20 protein-coding genes are annotated in these 23735 nt (G+C 66.5%); 16 read left to right on the forward strand and 4 right to left on the reverse strand.

All coding sequences use genetic code 11. The features are described 5' to 3' along the window. Nucleotides 1-89 precede the first annotated feature (89 nt). Nucleotides 90-1376, forward strand: a complete 1287-nt coding sequence (locus tag AC5P67_RS14420) for an O-acetylhomoserine aminocarboxypropyltransferase/cysteine synthase family protein (protein WP_005410771.1) — start codon at nucleotides 90-92, stop codon at nucleotides 1374-1376. Nucleotides 1377-1905: 529 nt separating this feature from the next. Here the strand turns inward: AC5P67_RS14420 and ybaL are convergent. Next, nucleotides 1906-3603, reverse strand: coding sequence for a YbaL family putative K(+) efflux transporter (gene ybaL, locus AC5P67_RS14425; RefSeq protein ID WP_005414286.1), 1698 nt, complete (start codon nucleotides 3601-3603; stop codon nucleotides 1906-1908). A gap of 483 nt (nucleotides 3604-4086) precedes the next feature. On the opposite strand from ybaL, the gene AC5P67_RS14430 reads away from it, so the two are divergent. The 3 genes from AC5P67_RS14430 to AC5P67_RS14440 all read left to right on the forward strand — a co-directional run bounded on the left by AC5P67_RS14430 (nucleotide 4087) and on the right by AC5P67_RS14440 (nucleotide 6176). Beyond that, nucleotides 4087-4626, forward strand: a complete 540-nt coding sequence (locus tag AC5P67_RS14430) for a hypothetical protein (protein WP_049411116.1) — start codon at nucleotides 4087-4089, stop codon at nucleotides 4624-4626. Between the two features lie 44 nt (nucleotides 4627-4670). Continuing rightward, a complete protein-coding gene (locus AC5P67_RS14435) occupies nucleotides 4671-5168 on the forward strand; it encodes a hypothetical protein (protein WP_111173678.1) in 498 nt (165 codons plus the stop codon). Between the two features lie 156 nt (nucleotides 5169-5324). After that, nucleotides 5325-6176, forward strand: a complete 852-nt coding sequence (locus tag AC5P67_RS14440; RefSeq protein WP_227843754.1) for a hypothetical protein — start codon at nucleotides 5325-5327, stop codon at nucleotides 6174-6176. Nucleotides 6177-6280: 104 nt separating this feature from the next. Here the strand turns inward: AC5P67_RS14440 and AC5P67_RS14445 are convergent, their stop codons facing one another. Next, a complete protein-coding gene (locus AC5P67_RS14445; protein WP_262101762.1) occupies nucleotides 6281-8668 on the reverse strand; it encodes a TonB-dependent receptor plug domain-containing protein in 2388 nt (795 codons plus the stop codon). Between the two features lie 335 nt (nucleotides 8669-9003). On the opposite strand from AC5P67_RS14445, the gene AC5P67_RS14450 reads away from it, so the two are divergent. Further along, nucleotides 9004-10869: an ABC-F family ATP-binding cassette domain-containing protein gene (locus AC5P67_RS14450; RefSeq protein WP_005414284.1), complete on the forward strand. Its 1866-nt coding sequence runs from the start codon at nucleotides 9004-9006 to the stop codon at nucleotides 10867-10869. Nucleotides 10870-10947: 78 nt separating this feature from the next. On the opposite strand, the gene ampR is transcribed toward AC5P67_RS14450, so the two are convergent. Further along, a complete protein-coding gene (gene ampR / locus AC5P67_RS14455; RefSeq protein ID WP_495214819.1) occupies nucleotides 10948-11814 on the reverse strand; it encodes a LysR family transcriptional regulator AmpR in 867 nt (288 codons plus the stop codon). A 175-nt stretch (nucleotides 11815-11989) separates the two neighbouring features. On the opposite strand from ampR, the gene blaL2 reads away from it, so the two are divergent. From blaL2 to AC5P67_RS14470, 3 genes are all read left to right on the forward strand, one after another. Next, complete coding sequence (gene blaL2 / locus AC5P67_RS14460; RefSeq protein WP_012481073.1) at nucleotides 11990-12901, forward strand: L2 family extended-spectrum class A beta-lactamase; 912 nt, start codon at nucleotides 11990-11992, stop codon at nucleotides 12899-12901. Between the two features lie 85 nt (nucleotides 12902-12986). Further along, the gene (locus AC5P67_RS14465; protein WP_495214821.1) at nucleotides 12987-14201 is read left to right on the forward strand and encodes a cation:proton antiporter; all 1215 of its coding nucleotides are present in this window, start codon (nucleotides 12987-12989) and stop codon (nucleotides 14199-14201) included. A gap of 53 nt (nucleotides 14202-14254) precedes the next feature. Next, on the forward strand, nucleotides 14255-14896 hold the full coding sequence (locus AC5P67_RS14470; RefSeq protein ID WP_099527675.1) for a hypothetical protein: 642 nt from the start codon (nucleotides 14255-14257) through the stop codon (nucleotides 14894-14896). 49 nt (nucleotides 14897-14945) lie between these two features. On the opposite strand, the gene AC5P67_RS14475 is transcribed toward AC5P67_RS14470, so the two are convergent. Further along, nucleotides 14946-15689, reverse strand: a complete 744-nt coding sequence (locus AC5P67_RS14475) for a DUF3011 domain-containing protein (RefSeq protein WP_005414281.1) — start codon at nucleotides 15687-15689, stop codon at nucleotides 14946-14948. 159 nt (nucleotides 15690-15848) lie between these two features. Between AC5P67_RS14475 and aspS the strand changes: the two genes are divergently transcribed. The 8 genes from aspS (at nucleotide 15849) to AC5P67_RS14515 (ending at nucleotide 23316) form a co-directional block, all read left to right on the forward strand. After that, nucleotides 15849-17600, forward strand: coding sequence for an aspartate--tRNA ligase (gene aspS / locus AC5P67_RS14480; protein WP_043035111.1), 1752 nt, complete (start codon nucleotides 15849-15851; stop codon nucleotides 17598-17600). A 16-nt stretch (nucleotides 17601-17616) separates the two neighbouring features. After that, nucleotides 17617-17934, forward strand: coding sequence for a hypothetical protein (locus tag AC5P67_RS14485; RefSeq protein WP_005410761.1), 318 nt, complete (start codon nucleotides 17617-17619; stop codon nucleotides 17932-17934). Between the two features lie 31 nt (nucleotides 17935-17965). Further along, nucleotides 17966-18487, forward strand: coding sequence for a GNAT family N-acetyltransferase (locus AC5P67_RS14490; protein ID WP_005410760.1), 522 nt, complete (start codon nucleotides 17966-17968; stop codon nucleotides 18485-18487). A gap of 75 nt (nucleotides 18488-18562) precedes the next feature. Further along, nucleotides 18563-19195, forward strand: coding sequence for an esterase/lipase family protein (locus AC5P67_RS14495; RefSeq protein WP_024958675.1), 633 nt, complete (start codon nucleotides 18563-18565; stop codon nucleotides 19193-19195). Nucleotides 19196-19381: 186 nt separating this feature from the next. Then, on the forward strand, nucleotides 19382-20113 hold the full coding sequence (locus tag AC5P67_RS14500) for a YebC/PmpR family DNA-binding transcriptional regulator (protein ID WP_005414277.1): 732 nt from the start codon (nucleotides 19382-19384) through the stop codon (nucleotides 20111-20113). A gap of 105 nt (nucleotides 20114-20218) precedes the next feature. Next, entirely contained in the window at nucleotides 20219-20740 is a 522-nt protein-coding gene (ruvC, locus tag AC5P67_RS14505) for a crossover junction endodeoxyribonuclease RuvC (RefSeq protein WP_005410757.1), read from the forward strand. Between the two features lie 13 nt (nucleotides 20741-20753). Continuing rightward, nucleotides 20754-21347, forward strand: a complete 594-nt coding sequence (ruvA, locus tag AC5P67_RS14510; protein WP_005410756.1) for a Holliday junction branch migration protein RuvA — start codon at nucleotides 20754-20756, stop codon at nucleotides 21345-21347. A 49-nt stretch (nucleotides 21348-21396) separates the two neighbouring features. After that, on the forward strand, nucleotides 21397-23316 hold the full coding sequence (locus AC5P67_RS14515) for a potassium transporter Kup (protein ID WP_049396251.1): 1920 nt from the start codon (nucleotides 21397-21399) through the stop codon (nucleotides 23314-23316). Nucleotides 23317-23735: the final 419 nt, after the last annotated feature.

The following is a 23735-nucleotide window of genomic DNA, read 5'->3' on the forward strand; positions in this document are numbered from 1 at the left end:
CCCCCGGTATGGACGTCATCGCCAGCAGCTTTCAGCGGCCGGCGACGGCTGGCCTATGGTGGCGGTTTCCCCGGATGGAGCCTGGCGCAATGAGCGACCCGCAGTGGCAACTGGAAACCCTGGCCGTACACGGCGGCTACCGTCCCGACCCGACTACCCGCGCGGTGGCGGTGCCGATCTACCAGACGGTGGCGTATGCCTTCGATGACACCCAGCACGGCGCCGACCTGTTCGACCTGAAGGTACCGGGCAATATCTACACGCGCATCATGAACCCCACCACCGACGTGCTGGAGCAGCGCCTGGCCGCGCTGGAAGGCGGCATCGGTGCGCTGGCGCTGGCCTCGGGGCAGGCCGCGATCACCTATGCCATCCAGACCATTGCAGAGGCTGGCGACAACATCGTCGCCTCCAGCGCGTTGTATGGCGGCAGCCTCAACCTGCTGGCGCACACCCTGCCGCAGTACGGCATCCAGGCGCGCTTTGCTGATCCGGCTGATCCTTCTGCGTTCGCCGCGCTGATCGACGAGCGCACCAAGGCGGTGTTCGTCGAATCGATCGGCAACCCGCGCGGCAACGTCACCGACATCGCTGCGATTGCGGAGGTCGCGCATGCCGCTGGCGTGCCGCTGATCGTCGACAACACCGTGGCCACGCCGTTCCTGCTGCGCCCATTCGAGCACGGCGCCGACATCGTGGTGCATTCGCTGACCAAGTACCTGGGCGGCCACGGCACCAGCCTCGGCGGCGCGATCATCGATTCCGGCCGCTTCGACTGGACCGCACAGCCCCAACGCTTCGCGCGGCTCAACCAGCCCGACCCCAGCTACCACGGCGTGGTCTATACCGAAGCCCTGGGGCCAGCGGCCTACATCGGCCGCGCGCGGGTGGTGCCGCTGCGCAATACCGGCGCTGCGTTGTCGCCGTTCAATGCGTTCCTGATCCTGCAGGGCATCGAGACCCTGGCCCTGCGCATGGAACGCATCAACGCCAACGCACTGGCCGTCGCGCAGTTCCTGAAGTCACACGCAAAGGTGGCGTGGGTGCGCTATGCCGGGCTGGCCGACGATCCCGAGCACGCCGCCGCGCAGCGCTATCTGGGTGGGCACGGCTCGGGCGTGCTGACCTTCGGCCTGCCGGGCGGGCGCGAGGCAGGCGCACGTTTCCTTGACGCGCTGAAATTGTTCACCCGCCTGGTCAACCTGGGCGATGCGAAGTCACTGGCCACCCATCCCGCCTCGACCACCCACCGCCAGTTGGATGCGGCGGAGCTGGCCAAGGCCGGCGTCAGTGAAGACACCGTGCGGCTGTCGATCGGCATTGAACATATCGGCGACCTGCGTGCCGACCTGGAACAGGCCCTGGCCGGCGCCTGATAGCCACACGCTTGGTCGTCATCGCCACAGGCGATCACCACCGGTGCCGCGATGCGCTACGGTGGAACTGCCTCTCCAAGGCGTGGCAACGTGGCGATCCAGATCCCCGGTCGATGCGGGTCGACCGGGGATTTTTCTGTTTCCGAGGTCAGATCCGTTTTCCTGTGGAAAATGGATCTGACCCCATGCACCGCCGTGTCGACCAAGGTCGACACCTACCAGAGCAGGACGCCGTTCCGGCAGATCGCAGGAATCTGTCGAAGGCGGGGTGGGTCCGGTGGCGGGAGTGTCCGCGGCATGGGCCCGAGGCATGCCTCGGGCGGGTTGGGCAGGACGCCCAACCCTGGTCTTGCCGTGTGTGCAAGGACTGCACACACGAGCAAGCCGCGGCCAAGCCCCCATGGAAGGGTTTACGGCGTCTCCCGCCACCGGACCCACCCCGCCATCCCACGGAATGCCTGCTTTTGCCGTTGCAGTTGAAGTTGCTTCAGCAGGTGCAGGGCTGCGAGCCCTGCCGCACGCACACCCCTCACACCACCGGAATACTGTGCTGGCCCAACCCGCGATACGGCGGCGTGGCCATCACCATCTCCGCCAGCGAATACGCCAGCTCACGTTCGGCCATTACCGTGCCATCCGCACCGTGTTCCAGCAGGTGCTTCACTTCCGCGTCGCTGTGCGCACGCGCCAGCAGGGTCAGATCCGGGTTGATCGCCCGCAGCTTGGCCAGTGCCTCACCGGCTTCCAGCGGCTGCGGAATCGCCAGCACCGCGATCTTCGCGCGTTCCGGATGGGCCTCGGCCAGCACCCGGTCGGCAGCGGCACTGCCGCGGATCGCCGCCAGGCCCTTGGCGTGCGCCTGCTCGACGTGTTCCTTGTTGTCATCGATCACCAGCACCGGCACGCCACGGTCGCGCAGCACCTGTGCCAGTTCGCTGCCGACCCGGCCATAGCCGATCACGATGGCGTGGTCATGCAGGTCGCGCGACGGGCCGATCGCTTCGGGCGGCTCGGGTACCTGCGGAGACTGCTCCTGCTTGGCCTGCCAACGGTCGAGCAGGCCGAACACCAGCGGGTTGAGCATGATCGACACCAGCGCACCGGCCAGCACCAGCGACTGGCCCTCCTTCGGCAGGATCTGCAGCGCCACGCCGAGGCCGGCGATGATGAAGGCGAACTCGCCGATCTGCGCCAGGCTGGCCGAGATGGTCAGCGCGGTGCTGGTCGGGTGGCCGAACGCACGCACGATGAAGAACGCGGCGGCTGACTTGCCGAACATGATGATCAGCACCGTGGCCAGCACCTGCCACGGGTGCTGCACGATGATGTTGGGGTCGAACAGCATGCCGACCGACACAAAGAACAACACCGCGAACGCATCGCGCAGCGGCAGCGAATCATGCGCGGCCTTGTGGCTCAGCTCCGATTCGTTGAGCAGCATGCCGGCAAAGAACGCGCCCAGCGCGAACGAGACGCCGAACAGCATCGCCGAGCCGAACGCCACGCCCAGCGCGATCGCCAGCACGGACAGGGTGAACAGCTCACGCGAACCGGTACCGGCGATGCGTTCCAGGATCCACGGGATGACCCGGCGCCCGACCACCAGCATCACCGCCACGAACAGGCCCAGCTGCACGAAGGTCCAGCCGATGTCGGCCAGCACGCTGCCCAGCGAGTGCGATTCCTTGGCCGCGTCGGGGCCGAACACGCCGGCCATCACCGGCATCATCACCAGTGCCAGCACGCAGGCCAGGTCTTCCACGATCAGCCAGCCGACCGCGATCTTGCCGCGCATCGTCTCCAGCAGGCGGCGTTCTTCCATCGCCCGCAGCAGCACCACGGTGCTGGCGGTAGCCAGCGAGAAACCGAAGATGACGCCATGGATGGCCGGCCAGCCCATCAGCGAGGCCACACCCCAGCCGAGCAGGGTGGCGACCGCGATCTGCCCGATGGCACCGGGAATGGCGATGGCCTTGACCGCCATCAGGTCCTTCAGCGAGAAGTGCAGGCCGACGCCGAACATCAGCAGCATCACGCCCAGCTCGGCCAGCTGGTTGGCCAGCGCCTGGTCGGCGACGAAGCCGGGGGTGAACGGACCTACGCAGATGCCAGCAACCAGGTAACCGACCAGGGGAGACAAGCGGAGCTTGTTGGCCAGCGCGCCGAAGATGAAGGCGAGCCCCAGGCCAACGGCAACGATGTTGATCAGGTCGGTGTCATGGTGCATCGGCACTCGCAGGAAATCGGGGGAATGCCCCGATTTTCACCGATGCGGCCAGATACGGCAAACCGGGCCAGCGTATCGGATCGTTGCGTGGGCGGAGCCATCAGTGGTCGGCGTCCGGCCTGGCGTGTGCGGGGCGGTCGAGGGTGGCGCTGTCGGGATCGGACCTGTTTGGGGTGGCCAGTGGCTCTGGACCGTGAACCGCAGCCAGGCCGACGCCACCCGAGAAAGGCACGGGAAGGGGATGGGTTCGATACGCGGCGGTGCCATCGCAGGACCCTTTGCCCCTGTGCGCCAAGGTTTTCAGTCGATGCGACAGCATCCAAGGGCCGGTGGCCGGCCGGGAGGCGCAGGCGACGGTGCTGAAGTTTGCAATCTGGCGGAGGGTTCCTCGAGTCCGGAACACGTCACCATGTGTCCGCTACTCCGTTCTGCTGACCAATCAGAGGGGCCTGCTCTCTCCAGACCGCATGGGCGAACGACCACATGAAGCTTCCCGGCATTGACGTAGTGATTCAGGCGATAGGTCAAGACACAAGCTCGGCGCCCCTGTCCCGCTTGCTCCTTGATCTGGAAATTGGTGAGCGCGACTTTCGTCACTATCCGTTGAAGTTGGCGGGAATGCGGTTCTGGACTGACGAGGAAAATACGCTGCAGTTGGAATTCAAGGACGTCGGGCTGCTGGTGGACATTCCTTACCACGACCTGGACGAAGGGCCCTGGGTACTGACGAGCGTAGCGCTCTGGGGAGCGAGAGTGAGTAAGAAGAACAAAGTCAGGAAGGAGAAGCCTGCCTACTCAGGCCCGTTGCCCTGTGGACTGAGCTTTTCCATGCTGCGCCAGCATGTAAGGGAGCGACTCGCCGCGTTGAGTGCAGGGAATGCTGTTGAAATGGGATTTGATGGTGAGGTGGATGTCTGGTGCGTCAGTGGCTTGGAGCTTGCGGTTGATTTCTCTGGTCCAGATGACTCGATCCGCTGCATCTCGTTGAGCATCCCCATCAAGCGTAGCGATCACCATCCGTAAGCGCTACGTAGGCGCATCTCGCCCATACAGATAGGCGGAATTTCATGAATCATCCCACCGTTGAAGAGTTCATCGCCGCGATCGGTAGAGATTCGGAATCGAAGGAGCTCGAAACCATCTTTTCCAGGATCGGAATCCAGCTTCAGAATCTGGATGATTACCGCCTGGGTGTCAGTGGTCACCGGATCTGGGCAGATGACGCTGCTGGACTGCAGCTTGAATTCAAGGATGCCGGTCTGGTCTCAGAGACCGCCTATCACGACATCGATGATGGCCCCTGGATGCTCACCGACGTGATCTTCTGGGGCTGGCGAAATGACACCGGCACCCAGTATGAAGGGCCGATGCCTTTCGGCCTGAACTTCCTGATGTCCAGGGACCAGATCAGGTCGGACGCATCTGTCGATCTGGGGGCGCCAACGGTGTTTGGTCTGTCTGGCAATGTCGACGCATGGACGCTCGGAAAGCTGGAGCTGGCTGTCGACTACGACGGTGAAAGGGGAGTCCGCTGCGTCAGCCTGGGGCTGCCACAAGAGGAATGAATGGACCTACAGGCGATAACAGCCCTGTTTGGCAGAAGCGCCACTGACCCAGCCGTCTCAACGATGCTGCAGTCGCTTGGCGTCAGGCGAAGGCCAGAGCTGGCCCGGCCTGCCAAAAGCCCTTACGAGACGATTGTGCGTGTGAGCGCGCGGGGCATGCTGTTCTCCTTCAGCGAGCGCAACTACTGGAACGGGCGATCCATTGCTTCGCACGGCAAGAGCGGTGAGCTGATCTTCACCAACGTTGCGGTGACGGCCGGCATTCCGGATGTCATGCGCAGGTACGAAGGCGACCTGCTGTTTGGCCTGCAATGGGAGGACGATAGGACGACAGCGCGCGAAAGGCTCGCCACGGCGGGCTTTGGGGACAGCTTGCACGCCGGCAGGCGTGACGCGTGGTGGTTGCCTGACTACCGCATCCGTCTGACGTATCAGGCTGGATGCATCAAACAGGCAGGAGCGTGTGGGATCTTTGATATCAGCTTGGGAATTCCCATGCATCCATTGGCTTGCGCACCGGCAACGCGCGAGTACCCTTCGGCGGAGCAGGTGCTCGCTGTCCTCGGCAGATCGACCAATGACCCCGATTTCCAGGTCGCGTTCCGGGACCTTGGTCTTGCGAGTCTGATGGCGGAGGCGAGCAGCGAGGTCGTTGATAGATCCGACGAGCATGGCTTCATCCTTTACTTTGACAGTAGGCAGGGCGTGCCCGGTAGCCATCCGGTATGCACCGGCATCAGTTTCGTCCGCGATCGACTGGGAAACTCAAGAGCCTGGGCTGGGCCGCTGCCATTCGGCCTTCAATTCGATGATCCGCCGTCCATTCTCGAAGAGCGCATGGATCAACGAGCCAGTCGTTGGCTTGATGAAGGAACGTTTGGCAGCGCGAGGTGGTCGCTGCCTGGTCTTCAAGTGAGCGTGAATTTTGACAGTCTGGACAACTGTCTCGAGTCTGTCCGTGTGATCGTAGAAGGTCATCGCACGTCCAATTGCCAGCCGCGCGGCTGATCTTGCCCGCAGCACATAACAAAACACCCGCCGGATCACTCCGGCGGGTGTGAGAGATGTGGCTAGGAGTTGCCGGCCAGCGGCCGGCACTACCAGAGCGTCGCTTACCAAGTGTACTTGATCCGCCCGTACACATACGCGCCGTTGAAGCCGAACGGCGAGTAGTTGCTGTACGGCAGCATGCCGAAGGTCGAGTTCTGCAGGTCTTCGGTGCGGTCCGGGTACTTGTCCAGCAGGTTGTCGGCGCCCACGGTCAGGGTCCAGTTGCTGCTCGGCTTGTAGCTGGCCGAGGCATCCACCACCCAGGCGTCGCCGTAGGTCTGGTCACGCAGCGCGGTGGCCGAGTTGCGCACGGTGAATTTGCCGTAGCGGGTGGCGGCCAGGCCCAGTTCCCAGTGGTCCGAACGCCAGGTGCCGCTCAGGATCGCCTTGTCGCGCGGGTAGCTGTCCTCGATGCGGCCAATTTCGTCGCGACCGATCAGCGACTGGGTCAGGCCCAGCGTTCCGAACACCGCCGGGGTGCCGCCGACGCGGCGCACTTCGGTGTCGTTGTAGCTGTACGCAGCGGTCAGCTCCAGGCTGCTGGCGTTGAACGGCACCGTATAGCTGGACACGAAGTCGACGCCACGGGTGCGCGTATCCAGGCCGTTGGTGAAGTAGGAGAAAGCGGTCACCTGCGGCAGGCCCAGGGTGCCCAGCAGCGCGCTGGTGGCCGCGTTGGTGGTGATGCTGGACGACAATGCGATGCGGTCATCGATGTCGATCTGGTAGGCGTCGACGGTGATATACAGGCGGTCGGCCGGCTGCAGCACCAGGCCCAGGCTGTAGGAGGTGGAGGTCTCGGCCTTCAGCGGCGAGGCGCCCAGCGCCTGCGCGGCCGGGCTGGTGGTCGGGAAGGTGCCACGCTCGACGAATACGCCATTGAGGAACTGGCTGGTGACCGCCTGGTAGCCCTGCTGCGCCAGCGACGGTGCACGGAAGCCACTGGAGGCGGTGGCCCGCAGCGCGACCTTGTCGGTGAATGCATAGCGCGCCGACAGCTTGCCGGAGAAGCGGTCGCCGAAGTCCGAGTAGTCCTCGTAGCGGCCGGTGATGCCGGCCGAGAACTTCTCGGTCAGGTCTGCTTCCAGGCCAGCATAGACCGCGTAGTTGTGGCGGTCCGCATGCACTTCATTGGTCGGGGTGAAGCCCGCGAAGCCCTGCGCGCCACTGCCGGTGTACGAGTTCAGTTCGCCCGGGTTCTGGTCCCACTTTTCCTTGCGGTACTCACCACCGAAGGACAGCGTGACCGGGTAGGCCAGGCCCCAGTCCAGCGACTTGGTCAGGTCGGCATTGAAGATGTCCTGCTGGTATTTCAGCGTGCCGTCGTAGAACGAGCGCGGGCTGGTTGCGCCGAGGCTGTAGTTGATGCTGTTGCGGGTGTGGAAGTCGAGGGTGTTCTCACCGTGGTTCAGGCTCAGGTCCCAGGTCCAGCCGTTGTCGGTGTTGCCCTTGACCCCGGCCACCAGCGAGCGGTCCTTCGAATACTGGTTGATCTCCGGCACGAAGCCGTCGGGGTAGGTCTGCGCCAGCAGCGCGCTCTGCCCGCTGTGGTTGCGCGAACGGTAGAACGCGAACGAGGTGATGTCGCGGTTGCTGAGCAGCGCGCTGGCGTAGCCGGTCACGTGGTCGCTGAAGTCGAAGCTGGCGTTGGCCGACGCGGCGGTGGCATCCACGCGCGGGTCGCCGACGATGAAGGTCTTCTGGCCGATGCTGGGGAAGTTGCCGGTGTTCGGGGCGGCGCCGCGGTACGGGCCGGCGCGGTTGCTCTCGTCCTGCTGGCTGATCTGGCCAGCCACGTGCACGCGACCACGGCCGTTGCCGAACTCGACGCCGGTATCGCCGGAGAGCTGGTACTTGTTGCCGTCACCGGCCGAGTACTGGCCGTAGTCCACGGCCAGGCTGCCGCCACGGCCGCTGCCCTTGAGCACGATGTTGATGACGCCTGCAATGGCGTCCGAGCCGTACTGTGCCGACGCACCGTCGCGCAGCACTTCCACACGCTCGATGGCGGCGATCGGAATCGCATTGATGTCCACCGCCGACGAGCCACGGCCGATGCTGCCGTTGACGTTGATCATCGCCGAGGTGTGGCGGCGCTTGCCGTTGACCAGCACCAGCACCTGGTCCGGCGACAGGCCGCGCAGCTGCGCCGGGCGCACGCCACTGGTGCCGTCGGTCAAGGCCGGGCGCGGGAAGTTCAGCGAGGGCAGGGCGCGCGACAGTGCGGTGGCCAGTTCACTGGTGCCGGTGGACTGCAGCACTTCAGGGGTGATGATGTCGATCGGCGACTGCGATTCGGCGACGGTGCGGTCGGCCACGCGGGTGCCGGTGACGATCACCGTGTCCAGGGTGTTGGCGGCGGTGCCGGCCTGCTGGGCAGCGGCAACGAACGGAGAGCCACCGAGTGCGACAGCGACGGCGGCGGCGATCAGGCTGGTCTTGCGGGTCATCGGGATGGGGCTCCGGTTGGCGGGGGTGGCACCGGAATCGACATCACGGGGGTGAGGCGGACGGCGGTTGTTGCGGTGCGCAAGGCAGGAATTAACGGGATATTCAGTGCCTGTCAAATGGTTGCAACAGGAAAAAACGTTGCAGCAGCAACCATTTAGCGGCAGAGGGCAGCGGCGGGAGGTGGGGCCCGGGGGCTGCGCGGGGCCGACGAGGGAGAGAGTTGGCCTGCCGCCGCGCATCCCGGGGCGCGTCAAGTATTCGTTAACGCTAGAATTACGTCGCAGGAACAGTGCTCACCAGCACATTCCATCCGGTTATATGGACCCCTCCCCCGATGATCTCCCTTCGTAATTTCGCCTTGCGCCGCGGCGAGCGGCTGCTGTTGTCCAATGTCGACCTGACCCTGCACGCCGGTTACAGGGTGGGCGTGGTCGGCCGCAACGGTGCTGGCAAGTCCAGCCTGTTCGCGGCGGTGAAGGGCGAGCTGGAGGCCGACAAGGGTGACGTCGACCTGCCCGGCAAGGTCCGTATCGCCAGCGTGGCCCAGGAAACCCCGTCGCTGCCGGACCCGGCGCTGAGCTTTGTGCTGGGCGGGGATACCGATGTGGCTGCGGTGCTGGCTGAAGAGGCTGAAGCAACCGCGCGCGAAGACTGGGAGGCGGTGGCCAACGCGCACACGAAGATGGCCGAGATGGGGGCCTACGACGCCGAAGCGCGCGCCGGCAAGCTGCTGCACGGCCTCGGTTTCCCGGCCGAGACCCACCACCGCGCGGTGTCCTCGTTCTCCGGCGGCTGGCGCGTACGCCTGAACCTGGCCCGCGCGCTGATGATGCCCAGTGACCTGCTGCTGCTGGACGAACCGACCAACCACCTGGACCTGGACGCGGTGTACTGGCTGGAGCAGTGGCTGCTGAAGTACCCCGGCACCCTGCTGTTGATCTCGCATGACCGTGAGTTCCTCGACAACGTGGCCACCCACACCCTGCACCTGCACGGCGGCGGCGCCAAGCTCTACCCGGGCGGTTATACCGATTTCGAGCGCCAGCGCGCCGAACAGCTGCGCCAGCAGCAGATCGCGCACGAGAAGGAACAGGCCGAGCGCGCCCACCTGCAGAGCTTCATCGACCGCTTCAAGGCACAGGCCAGCAAGGCCGCGCAGGCGCAGAGCCGCATGAAGCGCCTGGCCAAGCTGGCCGGCACCGAAGCAGTGCGCGCCGAGCGCGAGTTCCGCATCGAGTTCGCGCCGCCGGCCAAGCTGCCGTTCTCGCTGATCCGCCTGAACCATGTCGAGGCCGGCTACGGCAAGGACGCAGTGATCCTGCACAACGTCGGCTTCGGTCTGGAAGCGGGCCAGCGCATTGGCCTGCTCGGCCCGAACGGTGCCGGCAAGACCACCCTGGTGAAGACCCTGGTGGGCGAGCTGGCACCGATCGTCGGCGAGCGCATGGCGCACCCGGACCTGAAGATCGGCTACTTCGCCCAGCACACGGTGGAGTCGCTGCACGAAGGCCAGTCGCCGATGGAGCATTTCCGCGAGATCGCCCCGGACGCACCGAACCAGTCGTTCCGCGACTTCCTCGGCAAGTGGAACTTCCCGGGTGACCGCGCGTTCGAGCCGGTCGATGGCTTCTCCGGTGGCGAGCGCGCACGCCTGGCGCTGGCGCTGATCGCCTGGCAGCAGCCGAACGTGCTGCTGCTGGACGAACCGACCAACCACCTTGACCTGGAAATGCGCGAAGCGCTGGCCGAAGCATTGGCCACCTTCGAAGGCGCGATCGTGATGGTCTCTCACGACCGCCATCTGATCGGCCTGGTCTGCGATACCTACTGGCGCGTGGCCGATGGCGTGGTCGAGCCGTTCGATGGCGACCTGGATGCCTACGCCGCGTGGCTGCGTACCCGCCCGCAGGCGCAGGGCACCAAGGCGCGCATGGAACAGGTGGAAGAGCCGGTGGTGGTCAAGACCGCCCCGGTGGCGCAGGTGGTGCAGAAGAAGCCGGTGAACCCGCACAAGCTGGCCGCCGCTGAAGCCAAGGTGGCCGAGCTGGAAGGTGCCCTGGCCGAGCTGGACCGCCAGCTGGCCGACCCGGCCAACTACGCCGATGCCACGCGCATGGCCGTGCTTGGCCGCGATCGCGAAACCGCCGCCGCGCAGCTGGAAAAGGCCGAAGCCGCCTGGATGGAACTGCTTGAGTCCTGACCGGTAGTGCCGGCCGCTGGCCGGCAGCGCGATGCGCCCACAACGATCAAGGGATTGCCGGCCAGCGGCCGGCACTGACTACGCGCCCTGTGCCTGCAGCCACTCGCGGAACCGCTTGGCCTGCTCGCGCTCTGCACGCGATCGCAGCCGCGTCAGCCAGTAGCGCCCCAGCTCCAGCGTGGTGCTGAACGGCTGCAGCAGGCGACCCTCGGCCAGTTCCTGCTCGAACATGCGCAGCGGCAGCAAGGCCACACCGGCGCCACCGGCGGCCGCCATCGCGACCGTCAACGAGGAATCGAATACCGGCCCGCGCGCTTCCACGCCGCTGACCCCGGCCGCCTGCAGCCAGCGCGGCCATTCGTCGCTGCGGTAGGAACGAAGCAGCGGCAGCGTGCCCAGGTCGCGTGGCTGTTTCAGGCGCCGCGCCAGCGCCGGTGCGCACAGCGGTGCAAACGGCGCGTCGAGGATCGCCGTGCACGCCTGGCCCTGCCAGTCGCCATCACCAAAGCGGATCGCCAGGTCCAGCCCTTCTCCGGCCAGGTCGATGCGGTTGTTGTGGGTCTGCAGGCGCAGCTCGATGTCCGGGTGCGCTGCCTCGAACGCGGCCAGCCGTGGCAGCAGCCAGCCGGTGGCGAAGGTGCCGACCACGCCCAGGGTCAGCACTTCACGCGCAGGTCCGCCGGTGTAACGCGCGATGCTGGCGGAGATGCGCTCGAACGATTCGTTGAGCACCGGATACAGGGCCGCGCCTTCATCGGTGAGCGCCACGCCGCGCGGGAGGCGATGGAACAGGCGGATGCCGAGCCGGTCCTCCAGCCCACGGATCTGGTGGCTCAGTGCGGCCTGGCTGACACACAGCTCCAGCGCGGCACGGGTGAAGTTCTGGTGGCGGGCGGCGGCCTCGAAGGCGCGCAGCGCGTTCAGTGGCAGGGCAGGGTGCAACATCGCGCAGTCGTGAGCTGGAGTGATGGATGATCCTAACGCTTCAACGAGACATTTCGGAAAATTAAGGGGTTGAATGCGTCAGGCATTAATTGAACTAATGTCTCTCGCAGATTTTTTGCGCTGGTCGCCCCCGATCAAGGCTTCAATAATCGAGCAGTCCCCCAGGAGAACCCGCATGCTCGCCCGTCGCCGATTCCTGCAGTTCAGTGCTGCCGCCGTGGCTTCCTCGCTTGCCTTGCCGCTGCTGGCACGTGCAGCGGGCAAGGCCACCGCCAACGCACCCACCGATGCCGCCATCACCGCCGCCAGTGATTTCGCCGCGCTGGAAAAGGCCTGCGCCGGACGCCTCGGCGTGACCCTGCTGGACACTGCCAGCGGTCGCCGCATCGGTCATCGCCAGGACGAGCGCTTCCCGATGTGCAGCACCTTCAAGAGCATGCTGGCGGCCACCGTGCTCAGCCAGGCCGAACGCATGCCGGCATTGCTGGACAGGCGCGTGCCGGTGGGCGAGGCCGATCTGCTCTCGCATGCACCGGTCACCCGCCGCCACGCCGGCAAGGACATGACCGTGCGCGACCTGTGCCGTGCCACGATCATCACCAGCGACAACACCGCCGCCAACCTGCTGTTCGGCGTGGTCGGTGGCCCGCCCGCAGTGACCGCGTTCCTGCGCGCCAGCGGCGACACGGTGAGCCGCAGTGACCGCCTGGAGCCGGAGCTGAACAGCTTTGCCAAGGGCGACCCGCGCGACACCACCACGCCGGCGGCGATGGCCGCGACCCTGCAGCGCGTGGTGTTGGGCGAGGTACTGCAACCGGCTTCGCGGCAGCAGCTGGCCGACTGGCTGATCGACAACGAAACCGGCGACGCCTGCCTGCGCGCGGGCCTGGGCAAGCGCTGGCGCGTGGGTGACAAGACCGGCAGCAATGGTGAAGACGCGCGCAACGACATCGCCGTGCTGTGGCCCGTAGCCGGAGGCGCCCCGTGGGTGTTGACGGCTTATCTGCAGGCGGGCGCGATCAGCTACGAGCAACGCGCTAGCGTGCTGGCACAGGTGGGGCGGATTGCCGACCGGTTGATCGGATGAGGTAACCGGGGTCATTCAAACGTGGCTTGCCGGATCGGTTCGGCGCGCGCATCCTGCGCGCGTTCGAACCACACGGAAGTCCCCCATGAGCCATGAACTGATCTACCTGCTGCTGATCTTCGCGCTGCTGGTGATTCCGCGCGCGCTGCAGCGTTTCAGCCTGCCCGCGCCGCTGACCTGCCTGCTGTTCGGCATCATCGGCATGCTCTGGCTGGGCGACCAGGCCCACGATGCGGTGATCGGCCTGCTGGCCACGCTGGGCATTTCCTCGCTGTTCCTGTTCGCCGGCCTGGAAGTGGACCTGCAGGCGCTGCGCCGTGGCATGTGGCCGCTGCTGGCGCACCTGGTGATCCGTACCGGCACGCTGTTCGGCGTGGGCTGGCTGGCCTGGCGCTATGCGGGGCTGCCGTGGCAGGCCGCGGGCCTGTTGGCGCTGGCGCTGCTGACGCCGTCCACGGGCTTCATCATGGACTCGCTGTCGCGGCTGGGCCTCAGCGAAGACGAGCGGTTCTGGGTGACCAGCAAGGCCATCGCCGGCGAACTGCTGGCGCTGGCGGCGTTGTTCATCGTGCTGCAGGCCGGTGACCCAGGGCACATGGCGTTGTCCAGCCTGGCACTGCTGGCGATGATGATCGGCCTGCCGCTGCTGTTCATCGCGCTGGGCCGCTGGGTGGCACCGCACGCGCCGGGCTCGGAATTCTCGCTGCTGGTGATGGTCGGCATGGTGGCGGCCTACATCACCTACCTGCTGGGCGTGTACTACCTGGTTGGCGCGTTCATCGCCGGGCTGGTCGCGCGCCTGCTGCACCAGCGCATGCCGCTGCTGGCCTCGCACGAGAACCTGCACGCGCTGCGCCTGTTCGCCTCGTTCTTCGTGCCGTTCTACTTCTTCAACGCCGGCACCAAGGTGCCCGCCGAAGCGCTGAGCTTCGAGGCGCTGGGGCTGGGCATCGTGATCACCCTGGTGGCGCTGCCGCTGCGCATCGGCGTGGTCTGGCTGCAGCGCCGGGTGATGTTCGGCGAGAGCTTCCGCAGCAGCCTGCGGGTCTCGCTGGCGCTGGCACCGACGCTGATCTTCACCCTGGTGCTGGCGGCGATCATGCGTGAGCGCTTCCAGATTCCGGCGGTGCTGTTCGGTGCGCTGCTGCTGTACGCGGCGCTGACCACGCTGTTGCCGTCGCTGGTGTTCCGTACACCGTTTGACGTTGATCCGGTGGAGCAGGAGCCGGCCGGCGAGGGCGAGGCCGCACCGGTGGCGGCGACCGAAGCACTGCCGGCAGCACCGTCTGCCGAGCGCTGAGCGGGACTGGCGCGCGGTTTGCGCCCATCGTCCATGGCCGTTAGGGTTGGGGCATGAGACCGATTGCCGTTGCCACTACTGCCGCCCTCCTGCTCAGCCTCGCTGCGTGCACGCAGCGCTCCGATACAGTCGCTCATGACCTGGCGACCGCACCGGCCGATGCGTTCATGGCCGCCGTCGCCGCACATTGCGGCCAGGCCTACGTCGGCAAGGTGGTGGAGGACACGCCTGCACCGACCTCCAAGGATCCGTTCGCCGGGCAGCGCCTGGTCATGCATGTGCGCGGCTGCGCCGACCCGGCGCACGAGCTGCGCATCCCGTTCCATGTCGGTGATGACCACTCGCGGACCTGGGTGCTGACCCGCACGCCGAACGGGCTGCGGCTGAAGCACGACCATCGCCACGAAGACGGCAGCCCCGACGCGATCACCCTGTACGGTGGCGACAGCACGCCGCCGGGCACCGCCGAGCGCCAGCAGTTCCCGGCCGATGCCGATTCGGTGGCGATGTTCCGCCGTGCCGACATGCTGGCTTCCACGCACAACACCTGGGCAATGGAGATCGATCCGGACCAGACGTTCGTCTACGAACTGACGCGCCCGGACGGCCGCCGCTTCCGCGTCCAGTTCGACCTGAGCAAGCCGGTCGAACTGCCACCGCCACCGTGGGGCGACGACACAGCACCCGCGCCGTGATCCCGGGGTCGGATCCCTCCTGCGGAGGGCTCTGACCCCGACCCTGCACTCACCGCGTGCCGAAGCGCGCCCGGCAGCCGTTGCTCACCCACACCTGGCCACGCGAGTAACCCCAGCTGCGGCCTTCCTGGCAGACGCTGCCCGACAACTGCTGCTGCAGCACCGGCCGGCCCTGGCGCTCATCCCAGTCGCAGGTCTGCGAGCGGTTGTTGTTGCTGCTGCAGGTGACGGAATAGTTGCTGTTGCCACCGCCCCAGCCGCCACCGCCACCGCCCCAGCCGCGGGCCTCGGCGAATTCGGCGCGGCAGCCATTGCTGACCCATACCGCGCCGTTGCGCACGCCCCAGGTACGGCCCTCGTCGCAAGGGCTGCCGGACAACTGGCGGACCAGGCGGGCATTGCGCCAGCCGACCTGGCAGCTGCGCTCGCGGTTGTTCTGGCTTTCGCAGCGGATGGTCTCGCCGGGCCGACCGTTGTTGCCTCCCCAGCCACCGCCATTGCCGCCGCCCCAGCCACCACGGGCCTCGACGAACTCGGCGCGGCAACCATTGGTCACCCAGATGCTGCCATTGCGGCTGCCCCAGGAGCGCCCTTCCTCGCAGGGGCTGCCAGACAACTGACGGACCAGCTGCGCGCCGCGCCAGCCGGTGTTGCAGACCCGTTCGCGGTTGCTCTGGCTTTCGCAGCGGATCACCCCGTTCTGCGCAGAGGCGGACGGGGCGGGCAGGGCAAGGGTGCCCAGCGCACCCAGGCTGAGGGTCACGGCCAGGCTGGCCAGGGACAGCGGTTTCATGGCGGCATCCCATACGGTGGCAGGTGCCCGACTATAGGGAGGGGGACGATCAAGCCGGTGTGACTGGCCGGATTTGCCCCAGCCGGGGCCTCGGCCGCAGAATACGAGGCTTTCCGGCCCCCATCCGGTGCCGGCGTTCTCCAGCGGAGCTTCCCCCCCATGCGTACCCACTTCTGCGGCCTGGTCGACGAGACCCTGATTGGCCAGACTGTCACCCTCGCCGGCTGGACCGACGTGGCCCGTAACCAGGGCGGCGTCTGCTTCATCGATCTCCGCGATCATGAAGGCATCGTGCAGGTGACGGTGGAGGTCGACAATGCCGAAGTGTTCGCGGTGGCCGCGTCGCTGGGCTACGAGGATGTGCTGCAGGTGGAAGGCGTCGTGCGTGCCCGCCACGCGGTGAACGACAAGATGCGCACCGGCAAGGTGGAAGTGATCGCCACCGCCATCACCGTGCTGAACAAGGCTGCGCCGCTGCCGTTCCACGCCCACGAGAACCCGGGCGAGGAAACCCGCCTGAAGTACCGCTACCTGGACCTGCGCCGCCCGGAAATGCAGCGCATGCAGCGCACCCGCATCAAGCTGGTGCAGGCGCTGCGCCGCCACCTGGACGAAAAGGGCTTCCAGGACATCGAAACCCCGATCCTGACCAAGGCCACCCCGGAAGGCGCACGCGACTTCCTGGTGCCGGCGCGCATGCACCCGGGCGAGTTCTACGCCCTGCCGCAGAGCCCGCAGCTGTTCAAGCAGATCCTGATGGTGGCCGGCTTCGACCGCTACTACCAGATCGCGCGCTGCTTCCGCGACGAGGCCCTGCGTGCCGATCGCCAGCTGGAATTCACCCAGCTGGACATGGAATTCGCCTTCGTCCGCGAGCGCGACGTGCAGGATTTCGTCGAGGACATGATCCGCGCCATCTTCAAGGAAGTGGTGGACGTGCAGCTGGACGCCAGCTTCCCGCGCATGACCTGGGCCGAGGCCATGCGCCGCTACGGCTCGGACAAGCCGGACCTGCGCATCGCGCTGGAGCTGGTGGACGTGGCCGAACTGGTCAAGGACAGCGAGTTCCCGGTGTTCACCGGCCCGGCCAATGATGCCGAGGGCCGCGTTGCCGCGCTGCGCATCCCGGGCGGTGCGTCGCTGTCGCGCAAGCAGATCGACGAATACGCCGCGCATGCCGCCAAGTACGGCGCCAAGGGCCTGGCCTACATCAAGATCGCCGACAACGGCGAAATCAGCTCGCCGATCCAGAAGTTCTTCAGCGAAGCGTCGTTCGCCGCGCTGGTCGCCCACGTCGGCGCCGGCAACGGCGACATCGTGTTCTTCGGTGCCGGCGGCTACAACAAGGTCTCCGACTTCATGGGCGCGCTGCGCCTGAAGGCCGGCAAGGACTTCGGCATGGTCGCCGACGGCTGGGCGCCGCTGTGGGTCACCGACTTCCCGATGTTCGAGTGGGACGAGGAAGAACAGCGCTACGTCGCCCTGCATCACCCCTTCACCGCACCGGCCGTGGACGACATCGCCGACCTGCGCGCCAATGCCCGTACCGCCGTTTCGCGCGGCTACGACATGGTGCTCAACGGCAATGAGATCGGCGGCGGTTCGATCCGTATCCACCGTCCGGACATGCAGAGCGCGGTGTTCGAGCTGCTGGGCATCGGTGCCGAAGAAGCCCGTGCCAAGTTCGGCTTCCTGCTCGACGCGCTGAACTACGGCGCGCCGCCGCACGGTGGCATCGCCTTCGGCATCGACCGCATCGCCGCGCTGATGGCCGGCACCGAGTCGATCCGCGACGTCATCCCGTTCCCGAAGACCACTGGTGCACAGGATCTGATGACCGACGCGCCGTCGCCGATCGTCGACGCGCAGCTGGCCGAAGTGCACATCCAGGTTCGCCCCAAGACCAACTGATCAGGAGATCCAGGCAATGACCGAGTTTGCGTTTTCGCTGGAGTGGGAAAAGCTGGGCAATGAAGGCTCCGAGGCCAACCTGGTCACCGAGCGTGCACGCGTGTTCGGCGGTTGGCTGGTCCGCGTCGGTACCAACCCGGCCGCGATGGCCCTGACCTTCGTCGCCGACGGCGAAGGCCGTTGGGATGGAGAAGACTTCGGCGTCGAGGATTACGAGGACGACGAAGAGGAAGAGTACGACGAGGACGAGGAAGGCGAAGAAGACGAGGACGAAGAGGAATACGAGGAAGAGGACGAGGAAGACGAAGAAGCGGAATCGTCGGAAAAGGCTTGACCGCCCCTCCGCGCTGACGTCAACTTGCTGCATGTATTCCATCCGCCGCGCCACCGTGGACGACGCGCCGACCCTGTCGGCGCTGGCCGCCCGCACGTTCACCGAAACCTTCGGCCATCTGTATCCGCCGCAGGACCTGCAGGCCTTCCTTGAGGAGGCCTACACGGTCGAGCGCCAGCGCGTGATCCTGGCCCACCCGGATTACGCGGTGTGGCTACTGGAGCTGGACGGGGAGGCGGTCGGCCATGCCGCCGCCGGTCCCTGTGGCCTGCCGCACCCGGACGTGAAGCCCGGTGACGGCGAACTCAAGCGCCTGTACCTGATCAAGACGCAGCAAAGCTGCGGCTGGGGCAGCCGCCTGCTGGAAACCGCGCTGGCCTGGCTGGAACACGAGGGCCCGCGCACCCTGTGGTTGGGCGTGTGGTCGGAGAACTTCGGCGCACAGCGCTTCTACGCCCGCTACGGTTTCGAGAAGGCCGGCGAATACCTGTTCCCGGTGGGCGACACGAACGATCTCGAATTCATCCTGCGCCGCGCACCGCGCGCGGCCTGATGTTCACTGCCGCTTGCTGCGCGCGCGTGTTCAATCACCGTACGTTCCTGCCCCGCTGACCGCCAGGCTGTTTGCATGACTCCCCCCGTATTGCTGCTGCATGGCATCTGGAATGCCCGCGCCTGGGTCGGGCCGCTGGCCTGGCGCCTGCGCGCGCGCGGCTTCCAGGTGCACGCGTTTGGTTATTCCTCGGTGTTCGGTGGCCCGGACGTGGCCGTACCGCAGCTGCTGGAGCGGCTGGCCGACGCCGGCCCGCTGAGTTTGGTCGGCCACAGCCTGGGCGGGCTGTTGGCGCTGGAAGCGCTGCGGCGCAATCCGCAGCTGCCGGTGCAGCGCGTGGTCTGCCTGGGTTCACCGCTGCGCGGCAGTGGCACCGCGCGCTCGTTGTCCGATCATGGCTGGGGCCTGGCGCTGGGGCGCAGCAGCGAGCTGCTGCTGGACGGCTTGCCGGACTGGCAGGGCAGGGCCGAGGTCGGGCTGATCGCCGGTTCGGTGCCGCATGGTCTGGGCAGCCTGCTGGGCGCGATGGACGACGCCTCCGATGGCACCGTGGCCCTGGCCGAAACCCGTCTGCCGGGCCTGACCGATCATTGCGTGGTGCGCACCAGCCACAGCGGCCTGGTCGTGTCGCCGGATGCCGCGCGGCAGACCGCGCATTTCCTGCGCCACGGCCAGTTCGACCACAGCCGCGACGCCGCCGCCGCGTAATCTGGTAGGGGCGACCGCCCTGGCTCGGTGGGTGCGAACCGTCCTGCCCTGGTGGGTGCGAACCGTTGGTTCGCACGCGCTTCGCCGGGCCATGCCCGACGGCATCTCTCCGCCCTAGACACGGTTGCCGTCCCCGATCAGGTAGAATCCGCGCCTTGATCCTGAAGCAGCCAGACGGTAGCACCCATGGGTAGAGGCCCCTCCATCGAAGCCCGCAAGAACGCGTCCGACGCGAAGCGCGGCAAGATTTTCACCAAGATCATCCGCGAGATCGGCGTTGCCGCGCGCGGCGGTGGAGGCGACCCCAACAACAACCCGCGCCTGCGCGTGGCGGTGGACAAGGGCCTGGCCGTGAACATGTCCAAGGACGTGATCGAGCGCGCCATCAAGAAGGCCACCGGTGAACTGGAAGGCGTCGACTACGAGGAAATCCGCTACGAAGGCTACGCCCCGGGTGGCGTGGCCGTGATCGTCGACTGCCTGACCGACAACCGCGTGCGCACCGTGGCCGATGTCCGCCATGCGTTCAGCAAGTGCGGCGGCAACATGGGCACCGAAGGCTCGGTGGCCTTCATGTTCAAGCGCCTGGGCGTGCTCAGCTTCGCCCCGGGTGCCGACGAGGAAGCCATCACCGAGGCGGCAATCGAGGCCGGCGCTGATGACATCGTGGTCTATCCGGACGATGGCTCGATCGATGTGGTCACCAGCCCTGACGCGTTCAGCGCAGTCAAGGACGCGATGACCGCCGCTGGCCATGTCGCCGACCACGCCGAGATCACCTTCCGCGCCGATAACGACATCAAGGTCGAGGGCGAGGTCGCCCTGCAGGTCAAGAAGCTGCTGGACATGCTGGAAGACCTGGACGACGTGCAGGACGTGTATTCCAACGCCGAGCTCGGCGCCGACGCCTACGCCTGAGCCGTCTTCGACGGCCTGGGCGCGGGCCGTTGAACGGTCACCGCGGACAGTCATGAGCCCATACGCCTGCCAGCGCATTCCGTTCCGCCCCGCCAGGAGTGCAGCATGACCCGCATCCTCGGCATCGACCCCGGTTCGCAGCGGACCGGGGTCGGCATCATTGATGTCGATGCCACCGGCCGCGTCAGCTACGTGCACCACCAGCCGCTGGTGCTGCTGGGCGCTGACGACTTCCCGCAGCGCATGAAGCTGCTGGTGCTGGGCCTGGCCGACCTGTGCCGCGAGTATGAGCCGCAGGAAGTGGCCATCGAACGCGTGTTCATGGCCCGCAACCCCGATTCGGCATTGAAGCTGGGCCAGGCCCGTGGCGCGGCGATCTCGGCGGTGGTGCTGCGCGACCTGCCGGTGCACGAATATGCTGCCAGCGAGATCAAGCTGGCGGTTGTCGGGCGCGGTGGCGCCGAAAAGCAACAGGTTCAACACATGGTCGGGCTCATGCTCAACCTGAAAATCAAGCTGCAGGCCGACGCGGCCGACGCGTTGGCGGTGGCGATCACCCATGCCCACGTAAGGGCGACGGCCAACCGCCTGGGGCTCAGTGCCCGCCAGGCATGGGGCCGCAAATGAGGAGCTGCACGCAATGATCGGTCGACTGCGCGGCATCGTCGCCTACAAGGCGCCGCCGTGGCTGGTGGTGGACGTGAACGGAGTGGGCTACGAACTGGAGGCGCCGATGAGCACCTTCTACGACCTGCCCGAGCTCGGCCGCGAGGTCACCCTGTACACCCACTACTCGCAGAAGGAAGACAGCGTCTCGCTGTACGGCTTCCTGCGTGAAGGTGAGCGGCGCCTGTTCCGCGACGTGCAGAAGGTCAGTGGCATCGGCGCGAAGATCGCGCTGGCCGTGCTGTCCGGCGTCACCGTCGAGGAGTTTGCGCGCATGGTCCAGGCCGGTGACATCACCGCGCTGACCCGCATTCCGGGCATCGGCAAGAAGACCGCCGAGCGCATGGTGCTGGAGCTGCGTGACCGCGCGGCCCAGTTCGGTGCCGGCGGCGCGCTGCCCACCGGCAGTGGCCCGGCCCCGGCCGATCCGCTGTCCGACGCCACCGTGGCCCTGCAGCAGCTGGGCTACAAGCCGGCCGAAGCCGCGCGCATGGCCCGTGATGCCTTCAATGAAGGCGACGAAGTGGCCACCGTGATCCGCAAGGCGCTGCAGTCGGCGCTGCGTTGATCCGCCTTCCTTTCCTTCAACAAACCGCCTGAGCTTCGCCAGGAGTCCCATGTCCAGCAGTCAAACCCCGCACGCAGCCGCCCCCGGCGGCCATGGCCACGCCCCCTCCGCTGGAGGACTGGCGCTGGTCATCGGTGCGATCGGCGTGGTCTTCGGCGATATCGGTACCAGCCCGCTGTACACCCTGAAGGAGGCGTTCTCGCCGCACTACGGGCTCAACAGCGACCACGATACCGTGCTGGGCGTGCTGTCGCTGGCGTTCTGGGCGCTGAACCTGGTGGTGACGCTGAAGTACGTCACCATCATCATGCGCGCCGACAATGATGGCGAGGGCGGCATCATGGCGCTGATGGCGTTGACCCAGCGCACGCTGCGCCATGGCTCGCGCTCGGCTTATGTGGTGGGCATCCTCGGCATCTTCGGCGCCTCGCTGTTCTTCGGCGACGGCGTGATCACCCCGGCCATGTCCGTGCTCAGTGCGGTCGAAGGCCTGGAGGTGGCCGCGCCCGGACTGCATGTCTTCATCGTGCCGGTCACCCTGGTGGTGCTGCTGGCAGTGTTCGCCGCGCAACGCTTCGGTACCGAGAAGATCGGCAAGGCGTTCGGCCCGATCATGGCGATCTGGTTCGTATCGCTGGCGGCGATCGGCATCTACAACATTGTCGATGCGCCCGAGGTGCTGAAGGCCTTCAACCCGTGGTGGGGCATCCGCTTCTTCATGGAGCACGGCTGGCACGGCATCTTCATTCTCGGTGCAGTGGTGCTGGCGGTGACCGGCGGCGAAGCGCTGTATGCGGACATGGGCCACTTCGGCCTGCGCCCGATCCGCCACGCCTGGTACTTCTTCGTGCTGCCGTGCCTGGTGCTGAACTACCTGGGGCAGGGCGCACTGGTGCTCAACCACCCCGAGGCCCTGAAGAACCCGTTCTTCGAGGCGGTGCCCTCGTGGGCGCTGTACCCGATGATCATCCTGGCCACCATGGCGGCGGTGATCGCCTCGCAGTCGGTCATCACCGGCGCGTTCTCGGTCTCGCGCCAGGCCATGCAGCTGGGCTACATCCCGCGCATGCGCATCAAGCACACCTCGCACGACACCATCGGCCAGATCTACATCCCGGGCATCAACTGGGGCATCGCAGTGATGGTGTTCGGCCTGGTGCTGGCGTTCCGTAGTTCGTCCAACCTGGCCGTGGCCTACGGCATCTCGGTGTCGGCCACGATGCTGATCGACACCCTGCTGCTGGCGGTGGTGGCACGTTCGCTGTGGCCGAAGTCGCGTGGCTGGCTGCTGCCGCTGTGCGTGGTGTTCTTCATCATCGACCTTGGCTTCGTCATCGCCAACGGCGCCAAGCTGCTGCAGGGCGCCTGGTTCCCGGTGGTGCTGGGCATCTTCCTGTTCACCATGATGCGCACCTGGCGCCGTGGCCGCGAGCTGCTGCGTGATGAGATCCGCAAGGACGGCATCCGCCTGGATACCTTCCTGCCGGGCCTGATGCTGGCACCGCCGGTACGCGTGCCGGGCACCGCCGTGTTCCTCACCGCCGACCCGACCGTGGCCCCGCACGCGCTGATGCACAACCTCAAGCACAACAAGGTGCTGCACGAGCGCAACGTGTTCCTGCACGTGGAAACCCTGCCCATTCCCTATGCGATGGAAGGGCAGCGGCTGAAGATCGAGTCGGTGGGCGACGAGTTCTACCGGGTCTATGTGCGCTTCGGTTTCATGGAAACCCCGGACGTGCCGCTGGCGCTGATGCGCTCGTGTGACCACGGTGGCATCTACTTCGACCCGATGGACACCACCTTCTTCGCCAGCCGCGAAACCATTGTGGCCACCGCCAACCGCGGCATGCCCATCTGGCGCGACAAGCTGTTCGCGCTGATGCACCGGAATGCCGCGCCCGCGACCGGTTTCTTCCGGATTCCGGGCAACCGCCTGGTCGAACTCGGCGCGCAGGTGGAGATTTAATCTCCGCCTGCGCTACGTCCCACACGCATTCCACCTCATCCCCCGCCTATCGGCGCGCCCCCTTGAAACGCAGGCGCCGTTGGCGCCGGCGTTCCGCGCATTCCACCTTATCCCCCCGCCTATCGGCGCGCCCCCTTGAACAACAAGGGGGCTCCGCTTGCGGAGGCACCGCGCGCCAGAAGCTGAGCCAACTCTCCCCCTCTGTTCCATCCACGCATGGCGTGGATCTGCCGTGTCGACCAAGGTCGACACCCACAAGAGCAGGCACAGGCCACGCCATCCAGACAGATCGCAGGAAACTGTCGAAGGCGGGGTGGGTCCGGTTGCGGGGGCGTGAGCCGCATGGATGCGGCGACCGAGCTTACATGGACGTACTTGCAGCGTCCCCCGCAAGCGGACCCACCCCGCCATTCCCCAGA

The sequence above is a fragment of the Stenotrophomonas sp. YJH_SMC_21 genome, from assembly GCF_059369555.1.